A 19,606-nucleotide genomic window follows, 5' to 3' on the forward strand; every position below is an offset into this window, starting at 1 on the left:
CACCAGAGATATTTATGCCTGAAAAAAAGGGATCGGCAGACGCAAAGGTCCTGCACTGCTCGTTCTGCAACAAGAGCCAGCACGAAGTTCGCAAGTTGATTGCGGGACCGTCGGTATTCATCTGCGACGAGTGCATAGACCTCTGCAACGACATCATTCGTGAAGAGGCGCAGGCCACGGCGCGGGCGGCCATCCGCTCGGAGCTGCCCACCCCGGCCGAAATCAAGACCTTCCTCGACCAGTACGTGATCGGCCAGACCGGGCCGAAGCGCATGCTGGCGGTCGCTGTGTACAACCATTACAAGCGCATCCGCCACGGCGAACTGAAGGGCGACGAGGTCGAGCTTTCCAAGAGCAATATTCTGCTGATCGGACCGACCGGTTCGGGCAAGACGCTGCTGGCGCAGACGCTGGCGCGCATGCTGAACGTGCCGTTCGTCATGGCTGACGCCACCACGCTGACCGAAGCTGGCTACGTCGGCGAGGACGTCGAGAACATCATCCAGAAGTTGCTGCAGAACTGCAATTACGAAGTGGAGAAGGCGCAACGCGCCATTATCTACATCGACGAAATCGACAAGATCTCGCGCAAGTCGGACAACCCCTCCATCACCCGCGACGTGTCGGGTGAGGGCGTGCAGCAGGCCCTGCTCAAGCTGATCGAAGGCACGGTCGCCTCGGTGCCCCCCCAGGGCGGCCGCAAGCACCCGAACCAGGATTTCGTGCAGGTCGACACCACCAACATCCTTTTCATCGTCGGCGGCGCCTTCGATGGCCTGGAAAAGGTGATTCGCGATCGCACGGAGAAGTCGGGTATCGGTTTCTCGGCCTCGGTTCGGGCCAAGTCGGAACGCGGCGTGGGCGAACTGTTCAGCGAAGCCGAACCGGAAGACCTGATCAAGTTCGGCCTGATTCCGGAGCTGGTCGGGCGTCTGCCGGTGGTTGCCACCCTGGATGAGCTGGACGAAGCGGCCCTGGTTCAGATCCTCACCGAGCCCAAGAATGCCCTGCTCAAGCAGTTCCAGAAGCTGTTCGCGATGGAAGGGGCGGAACTGGATGTGCGTCCGGCGGCTCTAAAGGCGATTGCATCGAAGGCGCTCAAGCGCAAGACCGGCGCCCGCGGCCTGCGTTCCATCCTGGAATCGGCCTTGCTGGACACCATGTACGAGCTGCCTTCGCAGGGTAATGTCAGCCGCGTCGTCCTGGACGACAACGTCATCGAGGGCGATGGCCAGCCGCTGCTCATCTATGCGGATGAGGCCAGCCAGCCGGCCAAGCCGGAACGAGGCGAAGTCCGCGACGCGGCTGCTTGAGTTCCTGGCGTGTTGAGAAAACCCGTAGTGCTCTACGGGTTTTTTCATTGATTTTGCCGTCCTGGGGCCGCGGCCTTGAAAATTAAGCTATTGTTCCCATATCGGTCGTAACAGATGTTTGACAGGGTCGTTCCCTCGGGCGCGACGATAGCATCTCCGACTCGTCACACCGAGGAATACTCTATGTCTGGTACGCAGACCTTGCCTTCCGAACCCATCGACCTGCCCTTGCTGCCGCTGCGCGACGTCGTGGTGTTTCCGCACATGGTCATCCCGTTGTTCGTGGGACGTCCCCGTTCCATCCGGGCCTTGGAAGTGGCCATGGAAGCCGGCAAAAGCATTATGCTGGTGGCGCAGAAATCCGCAGGCAAGGATGATCCTTCGCCCGAGGATGTCTATGAAATCGGTTGCGTCGCCGGCATTCTGCAAATGCTCAAGCTGCCCGACGGCACCGTGAAGGTGCTGGTGGAAGGCTCGCAGCGCGCGCGCATCACCCGCATCGAGGACGTTGATTCGCACTTCACGTGCGAAGTGGTGCCGATCGAGCAGGACACCGTCCAGGGATCGGAAACCGAAGCCCTGCGCCGCGCCATCGTGGCCCAGTTCGAACAGTATGTAAAACTGAACAAGAAGATCCCGCCCGAGATCCTGACCTCGCTGGCGGGCATCGACGACGCCGGCCGCCTGGCCGACACCATCGCCGCGCATCTGCCGCTCAAGCTCGAGCAGAAGCAGAAGATGCTGGAAATCTTCGGTACGGCCGAGCGCCTCGAAGGCCTGCTGACGCAGCTGGAAACGGAAATCGACATTCTCCAGGTGGAGAAGCGCATCCGTGGCCGCGTCAAGAAGCAGATGGAGAAGAGCCAGCGCGACTATTACCTGAACGAACAGGTCAAGGCCATCCAGAAGGAACTGGGCGAAGGCGAAGAGGGCGCGGACATCGAGGAGCTGGAAAAGAAGATCCTCGCGGCCCGCATGCCCAAGGACGCGCGCAAGAAGGCTGACTCCGAGCTCAAGAAGCTCAAGTTGATGTCGCCCATGTCGGCCGAGGCCACCGTGGTGCGCAACTACATCGACACGCTGATCAACCTGCCGTGGCGCAAGAAGAGCAAGGTCAATAATTCCATCGCCAACGCCGAGTCGGTGCTGGATGACGATCACTATGGCCTGGAGAAGGTCAAGGAACGCATCCTGGAATACCTCGCCGTGCAGCAACGCGTGGACAAGGTCAAGGCCCCCATCCTGTGCCTGGTTGGCCCTCCGGGTGTCGGCAAGACCTCGCTCGGCCAGTCGATCGCCAAGGCCACGAACCGCAAGTTCGTGCGCATGGCCCTGGGCGGCGTGCGCGACGAGGCCGAGATCCGCGGTCACCGCCGTACCTACATCGGTTCCATGCCGGGCAAGATCCTGCAGAACATGAACAAGGTGGGCGTGCGCAATCCGCTGTTCCTGCTGGACGAAATCGACAAACTGGGCATGGACTTCCGCGGCGACCCCTCGTCGGCCTTGCTGGAAGTGCTGGATCCGGAACAGAACCACACCTTCCAGGACCACTACGTCGAGGTCGATTTCGACCTGTCGGATGTGATGTTCGTGGCGACCAGCAATACGCTTAACATCCCGCCGGCCTTGCTGGACCGGATGGAAGTCATACGCCTGTCGGGCTACACCGAAGACGAGAAGGTGCACATCGCCAGCGATCACCTGCTGCCCAAGCTGCTGAAGAACAACGGCCTGAAGGATGGCGAGCTCTCGGTCGAGGAATCGGCCCTGCGCGATATCGTTCGCTACTACACCCGTGAAGCGGGCGTGCGGGCGTTGGAGCGCGAAATCGGCAAGATCTGCCGCAAGGTCGTCAAGGAACTGCTGACCAAGCGCGACGCCGCGACCGGGAAGGGCGACTCGCCCGAATCGAAGGGTGTGGTCGTATCGGCCGACAACCTCAATGACTACCTGGGCGTGCGCCGCTATAGCTTCGGCATGGCGGAGAAGGAAAACCAGGTTGGCCAGGTGACCGGCCTGGCCTGGACCGAGGTGGGTGGCGATCTGCTGACCATCGAAGTTGCCGACATGCCGGGCAAGGGTGCGATCCAGCGCACGGGTTCGCTCGGTGACGTGATGAAGGAATCGGTCGAGGCGGCTCGCACGGTGGTGCGCTCGCGCGCCCGCCGCCTGGGTTTTGCCGACAGCGTCTTCGAGAAGCGCGACATGCACGTGCACGTGCCGGAAGGGGCGACGCCCAAGGATGGACCGTCCGCGGGTATCGCCATTACGACGGCCATGGTGTCCGCGTTGTCGGGTATTCCGGTGCGCGCGGACGTGGCCATGACCGGCGAGATCACCTTGCGGGGTGAAGTGCTGGCCATCGGCGGCTTGAAGGAGAAGCTGCTGGCCGCGCATCGCGGTGGCATCAAGACCGTGCTGATTCCCGAGGAAAACGTCAAGGACCTGGCGGAGATTCCGGACAACGTCAAGAACCACCTGGAAGTCGTTCCGGTGCGTTGGATCGACAAGGTCCTGGAATTGGCGCTGGAACGCGCGCCGGAGCCGGTGGCCGAGGAAGAGTCCAAGGACAAGCCCTTGGTTTCCGCCCAGCCCGCCAGCGAAAGCGTGGATCCGGTGACCAAGCACTGATGCAGGGGTAGGGGCCATGCCCCGCCAAGCAAAAAGGCGAACCTTGGGGTTCGCCTTTTTGCTTACGTATCGTACGTATCGCAGGTATCGCAGGCCGCGCTGCCGCCGGCGTGTTGCCTCAATGCAGCGCCTGCGTCCTGATCAACCCGACGGCAATGCCTTCCAGCGCGAACTCCTGGCCGTTCTGCACGACGATGGGTTCGAAGTCGGGATTCTCGGGCAACAGCTGGATGCGGCCTCCTTGGCGTTGCAGCCGCTTGACCGTCACGTCATCGTCGATGCGGGCCACCACGATCTGCCCATCGCGCGCTTCGCCGGCTTTCCTCACCGCCAGCAGGTCGCCGTCCAGGATGCCGGCGTCGCGCATGCTCATGCCGCGTACCTTCAGCAGGTAATCGGGGCGTTGGGCGAACAGGCCGGGGTCCACGCCGATATCGCGCTCGACATGCTCGGCGGCCAGGATGGGGCTGCCGGCGGCCACGCGGCCGACCAGGGGCAGCATCAGCTGCGCCAGCGCGGGTAGCGGCAGCATGGCCTGGACGCCCGTGGGCGCTTCCTTCAGGCGTATGCCGCGCGAGGCACCGGCGGTCAGTTCGATGGCGCCCTTGCGCGCCAGTGCCTTCAAGTGGTCTTCCGCGGCATTGGGCGAACGAAAGCCCAATGCCTGCGCGATTTCAGCGCGGGTAGGGGGGAATCCGGTGCTGGCGACAGTCTGCCGAATCAGGTCGAGTATCTGCTGCTGACGTTCGGTGAGTTTCGTGGCCATGCGTCCGTCTCCCAGGAAATCTTCGGGCTGTATGGATATACAGCATGGAATTTTGGGGGACGCAGCTCGGAATTGCAAGTCTTTTTCCCGTCCTCGCCACGAGCCGAAAAAAAACCTGTGCGAGGCACAGGTTTTTCATATCGCGGATACGACGGATCCGGGTCCCCGGTCCGCTGGTTTCCGTCCCAGGGGCCGCGTTCCGCCGGGTGGCGAGCCTACAGCACCGCGGCGATGGCCTTGGCCACCTTGTCGATGTTGCCGCTGTTCAGCGCGGCCACGCAGATGCGACCGCTGCCGACGGCATACACGCCATGCTCTTCGCGCAGGCGGTCCACCTGGGCCGCGTTCAGGCCCGAATAGGAGAACATGCCGCGCTGCTTCAGCACGAAGCTGAAGTCCTGGGTGGCGCCGGCGGCCTTGATCTTCTCGACCAGCTGCGCGCGCATCAGGCGGATGCGATCACGCATGCCGGCCAGTTCTTCTTCCCACAGCGCGAACAGCTCAGGCGAATTCAGGACCGAGGACACCACCGTGCCGCCGTGCGTGGGCGGGTTGGAGTAGTTGGTGCGGATGACGCGCTTGAGCTGGCTGAGCACGCGCGTGGCCTCGTCCTTGTTGCCGGCGATGACCGTCAGCGCGCCGACGCGCTCGCCGTACAGCGAGAACGACTTCGAGAACGAGGAGCTGACCAGCATGGTGATGTCCATGCCGGCGAACAGGCGCACGACTTCGGCATCTTCCTGCAGGCCCGCGCCGAAACCTTGGTAGGCGATGTCCAGGAAGGGCACCAGGCCGCGTTCCTTGACGACGGCGGCAATCTGCTTCCACTGCTCGGGCGTGGGATCGACGCCAGTCGGGTTATGGCAGCAGGCGTGCAGCACGACCACGCTTTGTGCCGGCATGGCTTGCAGGGCGGCCAGCATGCCGTCGAAATTCAGGCCGCGGGTGGCGGCGTCGTAGTAGGCGTAGTTTTCCACCGTGAAACCGGCGCGCTCGAACAGGGCGCGATGGTTTTCCCAGCTGGGGTCGCTGATGTAGGCCTTGGCGCCCGGCAGCAGCTGGCGCAGGAAGTCCGCGCCGATCTTCAGCGCGCCGGTGCCGCCCAGGGCCTGCACCGTCAGCACGCGGCCGGCGGCGGCCAGCGGCGAGTCGGCGCCCAGCAGCAGGGCTTGCGCGCCCTTGTTGTATCCGGGTATCCCTTCGATCGGCAGGTAGCCGCGTGCGGCGGCCGCTTCGATGCGCGCCGTTTCCGCCTTGCGAACCGCGGCCAGCAGGGGAATGCGGCCGTTATCGTCGTAATACACGCCAACGCCCAGGTTGACCTTGCCGGGACGCGTGTCGGCGTTGTATTGCTCGTTCAGGCCCAAAATGGGGTCACGGGGTGCTAACTCTACGGAGTCGAAAAGAGTGCTCATCGGATCGAACTGAGGAAGGGTGGACGCAGCGGACTCTGCGGCGGATAATCAGGGGTTTGCCCTTGGACAGTCTAGCATGTCCTCTCCAGGATTCGTTGAATTCCCCGATAGCCCCTTCCAGCTCTACCAGCCCTATCCGCCGGCCGGCGATCAGCCCAATGCGATCGACGCGCTGACGCAAGGCGTGCAGGACGGCCTCATGTACCAGACCTTGCTGGGCGTGACGGGCTCCGGCAAGACGTACACCATGGCCAACGTCATTGCCCGCCTGGGACGGCCGGCGCTGGTGCTGGCGCCGAACAAGACGCTGGCGGCACAGCTCTATGCCGAGATGCGCGAGTTCTTCCCGCGCAACGCGGTCGAGTACTTCGTGTCGTATTACGACTACTACCAGCCTGAAGCGTACGTGCCCACGCGCGACCTGTTCATCGAGAAGGACTCGTCGATCAACGAGCATATCGAGCAGATGCGGCTGTCGGCCACCAAGAGCTTGCTGGAGCGCCGCGATACCGTCATCGTCGGCACGGTGTCGTGCATCTACGGTATCGGCAATCCCGGCGACTACCACGCCATGGTGCTCATCCTGCGCGCCGGCGACCGCGTGTCGCGGCGCGAAATCCTGGCGCGCCTGGTGTCCATGCAGTACACCCGCAACGATGCCGAATTCGCCCGCGGCGTCTTCCGCGTCCGCGGCGAAACCATCGACATATTCCCGGCGGAAAGCGCGGAGCTGGCGCTGCGCGTGACCCTGTTCGACGACGAGGTCGAAACGCTGGAGCTGTTCGACCCGCTGACCGGCAAGGTGCGGCAGAAAGTGCCGCGCTTCACCGTCTATCCGGGGTCGCATTACGTCACGCCGCGCGACACCGTGTTGCGCGCCATCGAGACCATCAAGGAAGAGCTGCGCGAACGCACCCGCTTTTTCATCGACGACGGCAAGCTGGTCGAAGCCCAGCGGCTGGAACAGCGCACGCGCTTCGACCTGGAAATGCTGCAGGAACTGGGTTTCTGCAAGGGCATCGAGAACTACTCGCGCCACCTGTCCGGCGCCGCGCCGGGCGAGCCGCCGCCCACGCTGATCGATTACCTGCCGGGCGACGCCTTGATGTTCATCGACGAAAGCCACGTCACCATCGGCCAGTTGGGAGGTATGTACCGCGGCGACCGCTCGCGCAAGGAAACCCTGGTCAATTACGGTTTCCGGTTGCCGTCCGCGCTCGATAACCGACCTCTGCAATTGCAGGAATTCGAGGCGCGCATGCGCCAGTGCGTATTCGTTTCCGCCACGCCGGCTGCCTACGAGCAGGAGCATGCCGATAACGTGGTCGAGCAGGTGGTGCGGCCGACGGGCCTGGTCGATCCCATCGTGGAGGTGCGCCCGGCGCGCACCCAGGTCGACGACCTGCTCGGCGAGATCAAGCTGCGCGTGGACCTCAGCGAGCGCGTGCTGGTCACCACCCTGACCAAGCGCATGGCGGAAGACCTGACGGACTATCTTGCCGAGAATGGCGTGCGCGTGCGCTATCTGCACTCGGACGTCGACACGGTCGAACGGGTGGAAATCATTCGCGACCTGCGCCTGGGCACGTTCGACGTGCTGGTCGGCATCAACCTGCTGCGCGAGGGCCTGGACATCCCCGAGGTGTCCCTGGTGGCCATCCTGGATGCCGACAAGGAAGGTTTCCTGCGTTCGGAACGTAGCCTGATCCAGACCATAGGGCGCGCCGCGCGCAACCTCAACGGCCGTGCCATTCTCTATGCGGACAGGGTGACGGACTCCATGCACCGCGCGATCGGCGAAACGGAGCGCCGGCGTCACAAGCAGGAAGCCTTCAATGCCGAGCACGGCATCACCGCGCGCGGCGTCAAGAAGGCCGTGCGCGAGCTGATCGACGGTGTGGTCGCGCCGCAGCAGCACTCGACGGTCGAGGATGCGCTGCCAGCCGCGGTGCTGAAGGATGAAAAGGCGGTGGCGCGCGAAATCAAGCGCCTGGAAAAACTCATGATGGACCACGCTCGAAATCTGGAGTTCGAACAGGCCGCGGCGGCGCGGGACGCCTTGAACGCCCTCAAGGACCGCATCCTGCTGGATGGGGCTGTTTAGAAGCCTGACCCCATATCGCTTCCGATTGCGATTCCTTGCAGTGATTTTGTGTTGCTTTTTACTGTGTCAGCAAAATGTCAACTTTGGCCCGAACAGAGATCCGGCGTTTCAATTGAACGCTTGATTTTTTTAATAAGTATTTAATTCTATTGAGAAACTTCGCCTTGACGGCAGACCGTGCCAGATTGGCCGACAGGCAAAAAAAGCTTGCCTTTTTGCGGGTTTTCCCGCAGACTAGCTCACATGATGACCAAGGTACTTTTCGTTTGCAAGGGCAACATCTGTCGCTCGCCGAGCGCAGAGGGCGTGTTCCGTCAATTGATCAATGACGCCGGACTCGGTGAAGTCGTGCGCGTCGATTCCGCCGGAACCCACGCTTTCCATATTGGCGAGGCGCCGGACGCGCGCGCCCAGGCCGCCGCTCGCAAGCGTGGCTATGAAATCAACCACCGTGAAGCCCGCCAGGTTTCCGCGGACGATTTCCGTGAGTACGACCTGATCCTCGCGATGGACTGGGAAGACCTCTCCGACCTGCAGCGCCAGTGCCCCAAGGCGTACCAGCACAAGCTGAACCTGGTCATGCGCTTCGCGAACGAGTACGAGGAAGCGACGGTGCCGGATCCCTACTACGGTGGTCCGGAAGGCTTCGGCAAGGTGCTCGACTACCTGGAAGACGCCTGTCAGGGCTTGCTTGAACTGGTGCGCAAGCGCGCTACCCAGTATCAGGCGGCTTAGGCTTAAGTCGGGCTGCCGGGATCCGGCAGTAATCCTGGCTCTTGGGCAGGTGCATAGAGCAGGGATCGAACGGCGGCTTCTGGCCGCCGTTGTCATGTCTGGCGGTGCCGCTGCCTCTGGCCATACGCCATACGGCAGAGCTACCCTCATATCTCCAGGGTTTCTTACCAAATTAGTCGGGAATTGGTTATACTTGAGGCAATTGCTCAGGTATTGCATCCCCGGCTTGCCGGGGTCTACACACCGGATTTTAGGAAACCCACCATGCGGTTGACCACCAAAGGGCGTTTCGCGGTGACTGCCATGATCGACTTGGCTATGCGGCAGCATAGCGGTCCGGTCACTCTCGCGGCCATCAGCCAGCGTCAGAATATCTCCCTCTCGTACCTCGAACAGCTGTTCGGCAAGCTGCGCCGCCATGAACTGGTGGACAGCGTCCGCGGCCCCGGTGGCGGCTATTCCCTGGCCCGCCTGGCGCGTAACGTCACGGTCGCCGACATCATCTTCGCCGTGGACGAGCCCCTTGACGCTACCAGCTGCGGTGGCAAGCAAGACTGTACGAGCGGCAAGGATGGCAAGTCGGGCAAGTGCATGACCCATGAGTTGTGGGCCACGCTGAACCGCAAGATGGTCGATTACCTCGACTCCGTCTCCTTGCAGGATCTGGTCGATCAACAGCGCGTGCGCCAGCTGCAGGAAGCGAACAACACTACCCAGAATTGCACGGTGCGTGTGAATCGCGTGGCCGGCGGCAACGCCAGCTCGGGGACGGCGACGACCGTGCCCGGCAGCGCCGCGGCGGCTGCGTGAAGGCATAAAAGATCAGGAGCTGTACGAAGATGACCACTCGTCCCATTTATCTCGATTATTCCGCCACCACCCCTGTCGATCCTCGTGTGGTCGACAAGATGGTCCCCTGGCTTTACGAAAACTTCGGCAACCCGGCGTCGCGCAGCCACGCCTTCGGTTGGGAAGCGGAAGACGCCGTCGAGCGTGCCCGCGAGGAAGTTGCCAAGCTGGTGAACGCGGATCCGCGCGAAATCATCTGGACTTCGGGCGCGACCGAATCCGATAACCTGGCGATCAAGGGCGCGGCGAATTTCTATGCCGAGCGTGGCAAGCACATCATTACCGTGAAGACGGAGCACAAGGCGGTGCTGGATACCTGTCGCGAACTGGAGCGCCAGGGTTTCGAAGTGACCTACCTCGATGTGCAGGAAAACGGCCTGATCGACTTGAATGTATTCAAGGCGGCCCTGCGCCCGGACACCATCCTGGTTTCGGTGATGTTCGTCAACAACGAGATCGGCGTGATCCAGGACATCGAGACCCTGGGCGAAATCTGCCGCGAGAAGGGCATCATTTTCCATGTCGACGCCGCGCAGGCGACCGGCAAGGTGGAAATCGACCTGCAGAAATTGAAGGTCGACCTGATGTCGTTTTCCGCGCACAAGACCTATGGTCCCAAGGGCATCGGCGCGCAGTACGTGCGCCGCAAGCCGCGTGTGCGCATCGAGGCGCAAATCCACGGTGGCGGCCATGAACGCGGTTTCCGCTCGGGCACGCTGCCCACGCACCAGATCGTGGGCATGGGCGAGGCGTTCCGGCTGGCGCGCGAGGAAATGGGCACCGAGAACGAGCGCATCCGCATGTTGCGCGATCGCCTGTGGGCCGGCCTGTCGCAGATCGAAGAGGTCTACCTCAATGGCGACATGGACCGTCGCGTGCCGCATAACCTGAACGTCAGTTTCAATTACGTCGAAGGCGAGTCGCTGATCATGGCGGTCAAGGAACTGGCGGTGTCCAGCGGTTCGGCGTGCACGTCGGCGAGCCTGGAGCCCTCCTACGTCCTGCGCGCCCTGGGCCGCAACGACGAGTTGGCGCACAGCTCCATACGCTTCACCATCGGCCGCTTCACCACGGAGCAGGAAATCGATTTCACCATCGACCTGCTCAAGAGCCGTGTCGGCAAGCTGCGCGACATGTCGCCGCTGTGGGAAATGGCCAAGGAAGGCATCGACCTGAATTCCGTGCAGTGGGCCGCCCACTGAGACCGAGATAGAAAAAGATCAGTAGGCTTCGCCTGGCGCGAAGTGGAGAAAACATCATGGCATATAGCGAAAAAGTTCTGGATCACTACGAAAATCCCCGCAACGTCGGTTCGTTCGAAAAGGGCGACGATACGGTGGGAACGGGCATGGTGGGCGCGCCCGCCTGTGGCGACGTGATGAAGCTGCAGATCAAGGTGGGCGCCGACGGCGTCATCGAGGATGCGCGCTTCAAGACCTATGGCTGCGGTTCGGCCATCGCCTCCAGCTCGCTGGTCACCGAATGGGTGAAGGGCAAGACGCTGGACGAGGCGCTGAATATCCGCAACACGCAGATCGCCGAGGAATTGGCGCTGCCGCCCGTCAAGATTCACTGTTCGATCCTGGCGGAAGACGCCATCAAGGCGGCTGTTCAGGATTACAAAGAAAAGCACACGGTGGCCTGATCATGGCTGTTACGCTCACTCAGCAGGCGGCGAACCATATCGACCGCTATTTGCAACGCCGCGGCAAGGGCGTGGGCTTGCGCTTGGGCGTCAGGACCACCGGTTGTTCGGGCATGGCGTACAAGCTGGAATACGTGGATACGCCCGATCCGGCCGACGAGGTGTTCGAAAGCCATGGGGTGAAGGTGTTCGTCGATCCCAAGAGCCTGTCGTATATCGACGGCACGGAGCTCGACTATGCACGCGAGGGCTTGAACGAAGGGTTCAAGTTCCGTAATCCCAACGAAAAGGCGACCTGCGGCTGCGGCGAGTCGTTCACGGTGTAGTGTTGGCCGCTGACGATCATTTCAGTTTGTTTGGCCTGCCGGCGCGTTTCGCGCTGGATGCCCAGGCCCTGGAGCAGGCATGGCGCGCCGTGGCGGCGCAAGTGCATCCCGACCGCTATGCCACGGCCTCGCCGGCGGAGAAGCGGGTGGCGATGCAATGGGCTGCCCGCGCCAACGAAGCCTATCGGACCTTGCGAGACCCTGTGCTGCGCGCGCGCTACCTGTGCGAGCGGGCGGGCATCGACCTGCAAACCGAAAGCAACACCTCCATGGATCGCGCCTTCCTGATGCAGCAAATGGAATGGCGGGAAATGCTGGACGAAGCGCGCGCGGACCGCGACAATGCGCACGCCTTCGATGACTTGCGCGCAGGGTTGGCGCAGGCCGACGCGACCATGCAGGAAACACTGGCGGATTTGCTGGATGCGCGCGGCGACCACGCCGCGGCCGGCGCGAAAGTCCGGGAATGGATGTTCGTGCGCAAGATGAGCCAGGAAGTGGCGCAGGCGGCGCAATCCGGGCATCCGGCCGATTAGCGATGACGGCTCCGCGGTGTCGCGGGGCCGTGCGACGGTGCTGCGGCCCTGGCCGGCATCGTTCAACGACGACGAATCCATCATGGCTCTATTGCAGATTTCAGAACCCGGTGACTCGCCCGCGCCGCACCAGCGCAAGCTGGCGGTAGGCATAGACCTGGGCACGACCAATTCACTGGTGGCGGCGGTGCGCAGCAGCGTGCCTGAAGTGCTGCGCGACGAACAAGGGCGTGCCTTGCTGCCGTCGGCGGTGCGCTACCTGGCCGATGGCCAGCGCGTGGTGGGGCATGACGCCCTGGCAACGCAGGCCGAGGATCCGGCCAATTCCATTGTTTCCGTCAAGCGCTTCATGGGCCGTTCGGCCGAGGATGCGCGCGCCAGCGGCGCCGCCTACGACTTCGTGGACGCGCCGGGCATGGCCCGCCTGCGCACGGTGCAGGGCGAATTGAGCCCGGTGGAAGTATCGGCGCACATCCTGGAACGCTTGCGCGTGCGTGCCGAGGCGGTGCTGGGCGACGAACTGGTGGGCGCGGTCATCACCGTGCCGGCCTATTTCGACGACGCGCAGCGCCAGGCCACGCGCGATGCGGCGCGCCTGGCGGGGCTGAACGTGCTGCGCCTGCTCAACGAGCCGACGGCGGCCGCCATTGCCTACGGCCTGGAAAATGCCGCCGAGGGCGTCTACGCCGTCTACGACCTGGGTGGCGGCACATTCGATATTTCGGTATTGCGCCTGACCAAGGGTGTCTTCGAGGTGATTTCCACGGGCGGCGATACCGCCCTGGGCGGCGATGATTTCGACGGGCTGATCGTGGCGCGCGTGCTGGCCGAGGTGCCGGACGGCGCCGCCTGGTCGCGGCATGACCGCCGCGCGCTGGCGGTGGCCGCGAAGGCCGCGCGCGAGCGCCTCACCGAGGCCGATGCAACCACCGTGGACGTGCGCTTGCAGGACGGCCGCCAGGTCAGCCATGCATTGACGCGGGCGCAATTCGACGAGATGGCCGCGGGATTGATCGACCGCACCCTGGCCTGCGCGCGCCGCGCGCTGCAGGATGCCCATCTGGAGAAGACCGAGGTCCGTGGCGTGGTCATGGTTGGCGGCGCGACGCGCATGCCGGTCGTACGCCGCCGCGTCGGCGAGTTCTTCGGCCAGACGCCGTTGACCGATCTGGACCCCGATCAAGTGGTGGCGCTGGGCGCGGCCTTGCAGGCCAATCTGCTGGCGGGCAATCGTGCGCCGGGTGAAGACTGGCTGCTGCTGGACGTGATCCCGCTGTCGCTGGGCCTGGAGACCATGGGCGGCCTGGTCGAGCGCATCATTCCGCGCAACAGCACCATACCGGTGGCGCGCGCGCAAGAGTTCACGACCTTCAAGGACGGGCAGGGGGCGATGAGCTTCCACGTACTGCAGGGGGAGCGCGAGTTGGTGACGGACAACCGTTCCCTGGCGCGTTTCGAATTGCGCGGGATCCCGCCCATGGTGGCCGGCGCCGCCCGCATCCGGGTGACCTTCCAGGTCGACGCGGATGGTTTGCTGGGCGTGACGGCGCGTGAACAGAGTACCGGCGTGGAGGCCTCAGTGACGGTCAAGCCTTCCTATGGGCTGTCCGACGAGGAAATCACCCGGATGCTGGCCGAGAGCGTGGACCAGGCCGACGCCGACGCGCAGGCCCGCATGCTGCGCGAGCAGCAGGTCGAGGCGCGGCAACTGGTGGAATCGGTGCAGGCCGCGCTGGCGGCCGATGGCGACCTGCTGGATGCTGGCGAGCGCGCCACGGTGGATGCCGCCCTGGCCGGCGCCGCTGGCGCCCAGGACCTGACCGATGTCGACGCCGTGCGCGCCGCCGTGCAGGCCTTGTCCGACGCCACCGAGGACTTCGCCGCCCGCCGCATGGACCGCAGCATCCGACGCGCCCTATCGGGACGCAAGCTGGACGAAATCGCCTGAGTTTTTCCTATGCCCAAACTGACTGTTTTGCCCCATCCCGACGTCTGCCCGGAGGGCGCCGTGATCGAGAACGCCCCGCCAGGGGAGTCGATCTGCCGCGTGATGCTGGACAACCATATCGAAATCGAACACGCCTGCGAGCTGTCTTGCGCGTGTACCACTTGCCACGTCATCGTGCGCGAAGGGTATAACTCGCTGGAAGAAGCGACCGATTCCGAGGAAGACCTGCTGGACAAGGCCTGGGGCCTGTCGTCGACCTCGCGCCTGTCGTGCCAGGCCAGGATTGCCGACGCCGACCTTACCGTGGAAATTCCGCGCTATACGATCAATCACGCCAAGGAGAACCACTGATGAAATGGGTCGACACCTATCAGATCGCCGAGGCATTGTTCGACGCCCATCCGGATGTCGATCCCGTTACGGTGCGTTTTACGCAGTTGCGTGAAATGGTGCTGGCGCTTCCGGGATTCGAGGACGATCCTGCCCGATCGGGGGAGAAGATCCTGGAAGCCATCCAGCAGGCCTGGATCGAAGAGGCTGCTTGATGGCGGGATTTGTCCGGGAGGCCCTGGGCGGCGGGGGCCGATGAGGCGGTTTGCCATCCTTGGTGGTCGTCCAGGCGATATACGAATTTAGCGGTGACGATGCCGCATGTGGCGGTATCATGCAGGCCGGCTGTCCTCGAGGGCAGCCGGCCTTTTTGCGCGTGGCAAGGACGGTCCTGGCCTTCCTGTCGCGCGATCTGTCACCAGCGAGCCCTTCATGTCCCTACCGACCTTGCGTTTTGGCCTGGCAGCGAACCGGCTGCATCATGAAACGCCCAATGCGGCGTTGTTCGACTGGCTGCGAGCCTGCACGGGCACCATCCGCGAGATGGGCATCCAGCTGTACACGGTGGGCCGCACGCACGATGCGATCTCGCGTGAGGGCATGTTGCAGGGGTATCCGGGCTTGATTCGCTATCCCTATGGCCGGGAAGGCGGCCTGATGAAACTGGTGGCCCGGGTGACGGAAGGACGCGATGGCAGCCAGCCTTTCGACGGCGCCATCTACTTGATCGATCCTGTCGATCCTTCGTCCATCTTCCCGGAAGCGCTGGCGCTCAAGCGGCAGTGCATCACGCACGGCAAGCCTTTCGTGTCGACGCTGGCCGGCGCCATCGAGTGGATCGAGGTGGAGCGCGTGCTGGCTGGCCTGAAGCCGGATCCCGCGGTCTCGCGCCTGCTGGATTTTTCGCGCCAGACCGTGGCGTTGATCGCGCACGACGCGCTGAAGGACCAGATGGTCGATTTCGCGGATACGCACTTCGATCTCCTGTCGCGCTTCTCGAGGCGCGTGGCCACCGGAACGACGGGGGGACGCCTGAACGACCTGGCGTGGTCGCGCGGGTGGCCGGCGGACAAGCCCTGGGTGCATCGCTACCTGAGCGGTCCCCTGGGCGGCGACGCACAGATCGGCGAACTGGTGCTGGAACACCAGTGCCAGCGCGTGATCTTTTTCGAGGATCCGCATGTGGCGCGCCAGCACGAGGCCGATATCCAGCTGCTGGAGCGAGCCGTGCGCGTGGTCACCGAGACAGCCTCATGCGCGACATCCCCAGCCGTCGCGCGGCGGTGGGCGAAGGCGATGGAAGCGAGGTTGGATCGGGCGGAATGAGCAGGCATATGCGCTCGCCTGCGAGCGCATATCACTCTGCGCGGGCTTCCGGCTCTTCGGCGTGTTGAGCGAGTTCCTGATGCGTCAGAAGTCGGAACTCCTGCTGTCTTGCGTCGTAGTAAACGATGCGTTCCTTCAGAATGTCCATGCCGATATAGCCAAAGTTCGCAACTACTCTTGCATCTTCCGTCTGTCTCGGGATGACAGGCAATGACTTGAACTCCCGCCCGTTGATCTTCAGGTCGACAAGGCGCATATGTTCGGCTCCGGGGATTTCTGCCTTGAATATATCCATCATCCTGGGACTTAATTCACCTTTGGGGTTGGATGACACCAACGAAGCTTGAATGAAGGTGCGGGGTGCACCCGAGTCGATGATTACCGGGACAATTCGATTGTCGAGTTGGACGGAAATCGCTATCACATTGTGTGGATTCCGGATGGTTGTACTTTGGCCCGCACGAAGCCCATGGTCGAAGGCGATGTCGAATGGTGCGCTGGTAAAGAAGCAGTTTTTCTCGAAATCGATGACGACGGCATCCAAGCCGGCGACGGCTTGCGGGCTCAAGATTCCGGCGTAGCCATCCTGCAGGAGAGCCGAGTCGGTGAGTAGGTAGAACTCTTGCCTGAGAGCGTGCCCGTGATCGTCAGCCAGCGTGGCGTTCACCGTGCGGGCCTCGGCTGAGCCGGCAATGCCATCAAGCTTTTCGACGCGAGCGCTGGGCGCTTCATTCAGCAATGATCCGTCCCACAGGCTGTTCGAATTAGAGCCCGAGTCCAGCATCATCTTGGCAGGCTTTCCGTTGATCCTCACATGGACCGTGGGATTTCTCTTGCTCTGCATGTCGTCGTAATGGAGCGCGCCTTCAAATTGCACCGGATTGTTGGTCAGGCCGGCCGAACAGGTTTTCGTGGTCGCGCTTACGTGGAGAGGCAGGGCGAGTGCCGCAAAAGCCAATAAGCAGACGGTGGCTTTGAAAGTTCCCATAGTGACGAAAGTGATCCAGTGGCGACTTGGTTGCGACCCAGCGCGTTTATGGAGACAGCGCTTTGGAGCGGCTGTATCGGGGGCTACGCGACGTCCTTGCGGCGCAAGCCGACGCAGGGTGCGGACGGCTCGCAGTCATGGAGGACGTGGTGCTTCGGTCACACTCCTGCGGGAACGAGTTCCGACATTTCCGAGGAGATTGGCTAGCAATACTTTCACCAGAGTCGAGAACAGCTGGTCAAGCAAACGGAATGGGCATGACGACAACTGAAAGGCCACCCGTGAGGTCGTTCACGGGTGGCCTTTCATGGTTGCACGCTAGCGGAATAACGCGTCGCCGGGCTTAGTCTTCCCGTCGCAGGTGCGGGAACAGGATGACGTCGCGGATGCTGGGGCTGTCGGTGAGCAGCATGACCAGGCGGTCGATGCCGATGCCGCAGCCGCCGGTGGGGGGCATGCCGTATTCGAGCGCGCGGATGTAGTCGGCGTCGTAGTACATGGCTTCCTCGTCGCCGGCGTCCTTCGCTTCGACCTGCGCGCGGAAGCGGTCGGCCTGGTCCTCGGGGTCGTTCAATTCCGAGAAGCCGTTGGCGATTTCGCGGCCGGTGATGAACAGCTCGAAGCGCTCGGTGATGCCCGCGCGCGAGTCCGAGGCACGGGCCAGGGGCGAGACCTCGACCGGATAGTCGATGATGTAGGTCGGCTGCCAGAGCTGGGCTTCGGCCGTTTCCTCGAACAGCGCCAGTTGCAACGCGCCCAGTCCGGCGCGCGCCAGCGGGGCGCTGTCGACGTCGGCGCCCAGCTTCTTCAGTTCGGCGCGCACGAAGGCGGCATCGTCCAGCTGCGCCTGCGTGTAGCCCGGCGCGTACTTGAGGATGGCCTCGCAGATGGTCAGGCGGTCGAAGGGACGCGAAAGGTCCAGTTCGCGGTCCTGGTACGTCAGCACGGCGCTGCCCGTGGCCGCGATGGCGGCCTGGCGGATCAGCTGCTCGGTGAAGTCCATCAGCCAACGGTAGTCCGTGTAGGCCGCGTAGAACTCCATCATCGTGAATTCTGGATTGTGCCGCGGGCTGACGCCTTCGTTGCGGAAGTTCCGGTTGATTTCGAAGACCCGCTCGAAGCCGCCGACGATCAGGCGCTTGAGATAGAGCTCGGGGGCGATGCGCAGGAACATTTCCATGTCCAGCGCATTGTGGTGCGTGATGAAGGGCTTGGCCGCCGCGCCGCCGGGGATGGGGTGCAGCATGGGCGTCTCGACTTCCAGGAAGCCGGCGTCGAGCATGAACTGGCGGATGCCGCCGATGGCCTTGCTGCGCGATTCGAACGTGCGGCGCGTGGCCTCGGTCATCACCAGGTCGACATAGCGCTGGCGATAGCGCAGCTCCTGGTCGGCCACGCCGTGGAACTTGTCCGGCAGCGGCCGCAGCGACTTCGACAACAGGCGCGCCCGCGTGGCATGCACGGACAATTCGCCCTTGTTGGTCTTGAAGATCGATCCTTCGACCGCGATGATGTCGCCGATATCCCACTGCTTGAACGCCGCGTAGGGTTCTTCGCCCAGCACGCCGCGATCCAGGTAGATCTGGATGCGGCCGGTGGCGTCCTGCAGCGTGGCGAAGCTGGCCTTGCCCATGACCCGCTTGAGCATCATGCGGCCGGCGATCCTGACCACGCGGGCGGCGGCGGCAAGGGCTTCCTGGTCCTTGTCGTCGTATTGGGCATGCAGTTCGTCCGCGTGCGCGTCGGGCACGAAGTCGTTGGGGTAGGCGACGCCGCTCTCACGCAGCTTGGCGAGCTTGGCGCGGCGCTCGGCGATCAGCCGGTTTTCGTCTTGCGCGGTGTTGGCGGTCGATGTATCGGTCATGGCGGGGGTTCAGTCGTAATTACGGATGTCGTCGATTTCGGTCTGGCCGAAATCGTCACGGTCGAGATAGGCGGCGATGCGCGCGGCGACGTTGGCGGGCGCCGTCAGTTTGCCGCTGGCGTGCATGTCCTGGAAACGGGGCAGGGCGGGGAAGGCGGCCGGATCGCTGGCGCGGATGGCCACCTGCATGTCCGTGTCGACCACGCCGGGCGCCAGCGATACCACGCGCGCCCCGTCCGCGCCTTGTTCCTGCTTGAGGACGCGCGTGTACATGTCCAGCGCAGCCTTCGTGGCGCAGTAGACCCCCCAGCCCGGATTGGGATTGCGGCCGGCGCCGGAGGAAATGTTGAGCACGCGGCGGTCGGCCTGGAGTCCCTGGGTCGACGCCAGGAAACGCGCGGTCAGCAACATCACGGCGCTGACGTTCAGGTTGAAGGCGGCGGTGAGGGCAGCGGCGTCTTCCAGCTGGTCGCCGCGGGCCACGGGCTGCACCGTGCCGGCGTTATTGACCAGCAGGTAACGGGCGGCGTCGCGGGGCAGTTCGGCGGCGATACGGGCGGCAGCGGTCCCGGCCGCGGCCAGGTCGGACAGGTCCACTTCGATTTGCGTCAGCGCGGCGCCCTGGGCCGTCGCCTGCGCTTGCAGGTCGGGGTCGATGCGGCGGGCCAGCGTGACCAGCTGCACGCCCGGTTTGGCCAGGGTGCGCGCCAGGGCGGCGCCGATACCGCGCGAGGCGCCGGTGAGGACGACGAAGGTTTTGGTCATGCCGGGTCCTTGTTGTTCTGACTAAAGGGGAAACTGCCCGCGGAAAGCCGCCGGCGCGGCGC

The 19,606-nt window shown here is 63.5% G+C and carries 18 protein-coding genes; 13 read left to right on the top strand and 5 right to left on the bottom strand.

Annotated elements, in window-relative coordinates:
• Window positions 1-14 precede the first annotated feature (14 nt).
• Window positions 15-1,313 (top strand): ATP-dependent Clp protease ATP-binding subunit ClpX, encoded by a 1,299-nt coding sequence (gene clpX / locus C7R54_RS08020; protein WP_129149680.1) that lies wholly within the window; start codon window positions 15-17, stop codon window positions 1,311-1,313.
• Window positions 1,314-1,496: 183 nt separating this feature from the next.
• Window positions 1,497-3,947, top strand: coding sequence for an endopeptidase La (gene lon, locus C7R54_RS08025; protein WP_129149681.1), 2,451 nt, complete (start codon window positions 1,497-1,499; stop codon window positions 3,945-3,947).
• Between the two features lie 118 nt (window positions 3,948-4,065).
• On the opposite strand, the gene lexA is transcribed toward lon, so the two are convergent.
• Complete coding sequence (gene lexA, locus C7R54_RS08030) at window positions 4,066-4,713, bottom strand: transcriptional repressor LexA (RefSeq protein ID WP_129149682.1); 648 nt, start codon at window positions 4,711-4,713, stop codon at window positions 4,066-4,068.
• A gap of 215 nt (window positions 4,714-4,928) precedes the next feature.
• Window positions 4,929-6,128, bottom strand: coding sequence for an amino acid aminotransferase (locus tag C7R54_RS08035; RefSeq protein ID WP_129149683.1), 1,200 nt, complete (start codon window positions 6,126-6,128; stop codon window positions 4,929-4,931).
• Between the two features lie 76 nt (window positions 6,129-6,204).
• On the opposite strand from C7R54_RS08035, the gene uvrB reads away from it, so the two are divergent.
• From uvrB to C7R54_RS08090, 11 genes are all read left to right on the top strand, one after another.
• Entirely contained in the window at window positions 6,205-8,232 is a 2,028-nt protein-coding gene (gene uvrB / locus C7R54_RS08040) for an excinuclease ABC subunit UvrB (protein ID WP_129149684.1), read from the top strand.
• A 243-nt stretch (window positions 8,233-8,475) separates the two neighbouring features.
• The gene (locus C7R54_RS08045) at window positions 8,476-8,967 is read left to right on the top strand and encodes a low molecular weight protein-tyrosine-phosphatase (protein WP_129149685.1); all 492 of its coding nucleotides are present in this window, start codon (window positions 8,476-8,478) and stop codon (window positions 8,965-8,967) included.
• A gap of 264 nt (window positions 8,968-9,231) precedes the next feature.
• Window positions 9,232-9,777 (top strand): Fe-S cluster assembly transcriptional regulator IscR, encoded by a 546-nt coding sequence (gene iscR / locus C7R54_RS08050; RefSeq protein ID WP_129149686.1) that lies wholly within the window; start codon window positions 9,232-9,234, stop codon window positions 9,775-9,777.
• A 29-nt stretch (window positions 9,778-9,806) separates the two neighbouring features.
• The gene (locus tag C7R54_RS08055; protein ID WP_129149687.1) at window positions 9,807-11,018 is read left to right on the top strand and encodes an IscS subfamily cysteine desulfurase; all 1,212 of its coding nucleotides are present in this window, start codon (window positions 9,807-9,809) and stop codon (window positions 11,016-11,018) included.
• Window positions 11,019-11,074: 56 nt separating this feature from the next.
• Window positions 11,075-11,461 carry a Fe-S cluster assembly scaffold IscU gene (iscU, locus tag C7R54_RS08060; RefSeq protein ID WP_094853148.1) on the top strand — a complete coding sequence of 129 codons (387 nt, stop codon included), beginning with the start codon at window positions 11,075-11,077 and terminating at the stop codon, window positions 11,459-11,461.
• A gap of 2 nt (window positions 11,462-11,463) precedes the next feature.
• Window positions 11,464-11,787, top strand: a complete 324-nt coding sequence (iscA, locus tag C7R54_RS08065; RefSeq protein ID WP_094853149.1) for an iron-sulfur cluster assembly protein IscA — start codon at window positions 11,464-11,466, stop codon at window positions 11,785-11,787.
• Window positions 11,788-11,789: 2 nt separating this feature from the next.
• Window positions 11,790-12,323, top strand: a complete 534-nt coding sequence (hscB, locus tag C7R54_RS08070) for a Fe-S protein assembly co-chaperone HscB (RefSeq protein WP_129149688.1) — start codon at window positions 11,790-11,792, stop codon at window positions 12,321-12,323.
• A gap of 82 nt (window positions 12,324-12,405) precedes the next feature.
• Entirely contained in the window at window positions 12,406-14,271 is a 1,866-nt protein-coding gene (hscA, locus tag C7R54_RS08075) for a Fe-S protein assembly chaperone HscA (RefSeq protein ID WP_129149689.1), read from the top strand.
• A 9-nt stretch (window positions 14,272-14,280) separates the two neighbouring features.
• Window positions 14,281-14,622, top strand: coding sequence for an ISC system 2Fe-2S type ferredoxin (gene fdx, locus C7R54_RS08080; protein ID WP_129149690.1), 342 nt, complete (start codon window positions 14,281-14,283; stop codon window positions 14,620-14,622).
• Complete coding sequence (gene iscX / locus C7R54_RS08085) at window positions 14,622-14,816, top strand: Fe-S cluster assembly protein IscX (protein WP_129149691.1); 195 nt, start codon at window positions 14,622-14,624, stop codon at window positions 14,814-14,816. The genes fdx and iscX overlap by 1 nt, the downstream gene beginning before the upstream one ends.
• 217 nt (window positions 14,817-15,033) lie before the next feature.
• Entirely contained in the window at window positions 15,034-15,927 is an 894-nt protein-coding gene (locus C7R54_RS08090) for a methylglyoxal synthase (protein ID WP_129149692.1), read from the top strand.
• Between the two features lie 31 nt (window positions 15,928-15,958).
• Here C7R54_RS08090 and C7R54_RS08095 read toward each other — a convergent pair whose 3' ends face one another.
• From C7R54_RS08095 to C7R54_RS08105, 3 genes are all read right to left on the bottom strand, one after another.
• Entirely contained in the window at window positions 15,959-16,915 is a 957-nt protein-coding gene (locus C7R54_RS08095) for a pepsin/retropepsin-like aspartic protease family protein (protein WP_129149693.1), read from the bottom strand.
• Between the two features lie 343 nt (window positions 16,916-17,258).
• Window positions 17,259-18,779 carry a lysine--tRNA ligase gene (gene lysS, locus C7R54_RS08100; protein ID WP_129149694.1) on the bottom strand — a complete coding sequence of 507 codons (1,521 nt, stop codon included), beginning with the start codon at window positions 18,777-18,779 and terminating at the stop codon, window positions 17,259-17,261.
• Window positions 18,780-18,788: 9 nt separating this feature from the next.
• Window positions 18,789-19,544 carry an SDR family oxidoreductase gene (locus tag C7R54_RS08105; protein WP_129149695.1) on the bottom strand — a complete coding sequence of 252 codons (756 nt, stop codon included), beginning with the start codon at window positions 19,542-19,544 and terminating at the stop codon, window positions 18,789-18,791.
• Window positions 19,545-19,606: the final 62 nt, after the last annotated feature.

The organism is Achromobacter aloeverae (genome assembly GCF_004121055.1).
Lineage (GTDB): Bacteria > Pseudomonadota > Gammaproteobacteria > Burkholderiales > Burkholderiaceae_B > Bordetella_C > Bordetella_C aloeverae.

Bases quoted from the DNA above. Each gene is read 5' to 3' on its own strand.
- iscX (WP_129149691.1), top strand. From the start codon at position 14,622: ATGAAATGGGTCGACACCTATCAGATCGCCGAGGCATTGTTCGACGCC.
- lysS (WP_129149694.1), bottom strand. From the start codon at position 18,779: ATGACCGATACATCGACCGCCAACACCGCGCAAGACGAAAACCGGCTG.
- lon (WP_129149681.1), top strand. From the start codon at position 1,497: ATGTCTGGTACGCAGACCTTGCCTTCCGAACCCATCGACCTGCCCTTG.
- iscR (WP_129149686.1), top strand. From the start codon at position 9,232: ATGCGGTTGACCACCAAAGGGCGTTTCGCGGTGACTGCCATGATCGAC.
- C7R54_RS08055 (WP_129149687.1), top strand. From the start codon at position 9,807: ATGACCACTCGTCCCATTTATCTCGATTATTCCGCCACCACCCCTGTC.
- fdx (WP_129149690.1), top strand. From the start codon at position 14,281: ATGCCCAAACTGACTGTTTTGCCCCATCCCGACGTCTGCCCGGAGGGC.
- iscU (WP_094853148.1), top strand. From the start codon at position 11,075: ATGGCATATAGCGAAAAAGTTCTGGATCACTACGAAAATCCCCGCAAC.
- uvrB (WP_129149684.1), top strand. From the start codon at position 6,205: ATGTCCTCTCCAGGATTCGTTGAATTCCCCGATAGCCCCTTCCAGCTC.
- C7R54_RS08035 (WP_129149683.1), bottom strand. From the start codon at position 6,128: ATGAGCACTCTTTTCGACTCCGTAGAGTTAGCACCCCGTGACCCCATT.
- C7R54_RS08105 (WP_129149695.1), bottom strand. From the start codon at position 19,544: ATGACCAAAACCTTCGTCGTCCTCACCGGCGCCTCGCGCGGTATCGGC.
- iscA (WP_094853149.1), top strand. From the start codon at position 11,464: ATGGCTGTTACGCTCACTCAGCAGGCGGCGAACCATATCGACCGCTAT.
- C7R54_RS08045 (WP_129149685.1), top strand. From the start codon at position 8,476: ATGATGACCAAGGTACTTTTCGTTTGCAAGGGCAACATCTGTCGCTCG.
- lexA (WP_129149682.1), bottom strand. From the start codon at position 4,713: ATGGCCACGAAACTCACCGAACGTCAGCAGCAGATACTCGACCTGATT.
- C7R54_RS08090 (WP_129149692.1), top strand. From the start codon at position 15,034: ATGTCCCTACCGACCTTGCGTTTTGGCCTGGCAGCGAACCGGCTGCAT.
- clpX (WP_129149680.1), top strand. From the start codon at position 15: ATGCCTGAAAAAAAGGGATCGGCAGACGCAAAGGTCCTGCACTGCTCG.
- hscA (WP_129149689.1), top strand. From the start codon at position 12,406: ATGGCTCTATTGCAGATTTCAGAACCCGGTGACTCGCCCGCGCCGCAC.
- C7R54_RS08095 (WP_129149693.1), bottom strand. From the start codon at position 16,915: ATGGGAACTTTCAAAGCCACCGTCTGCTTATTGGCTTTTGCGGCACTC.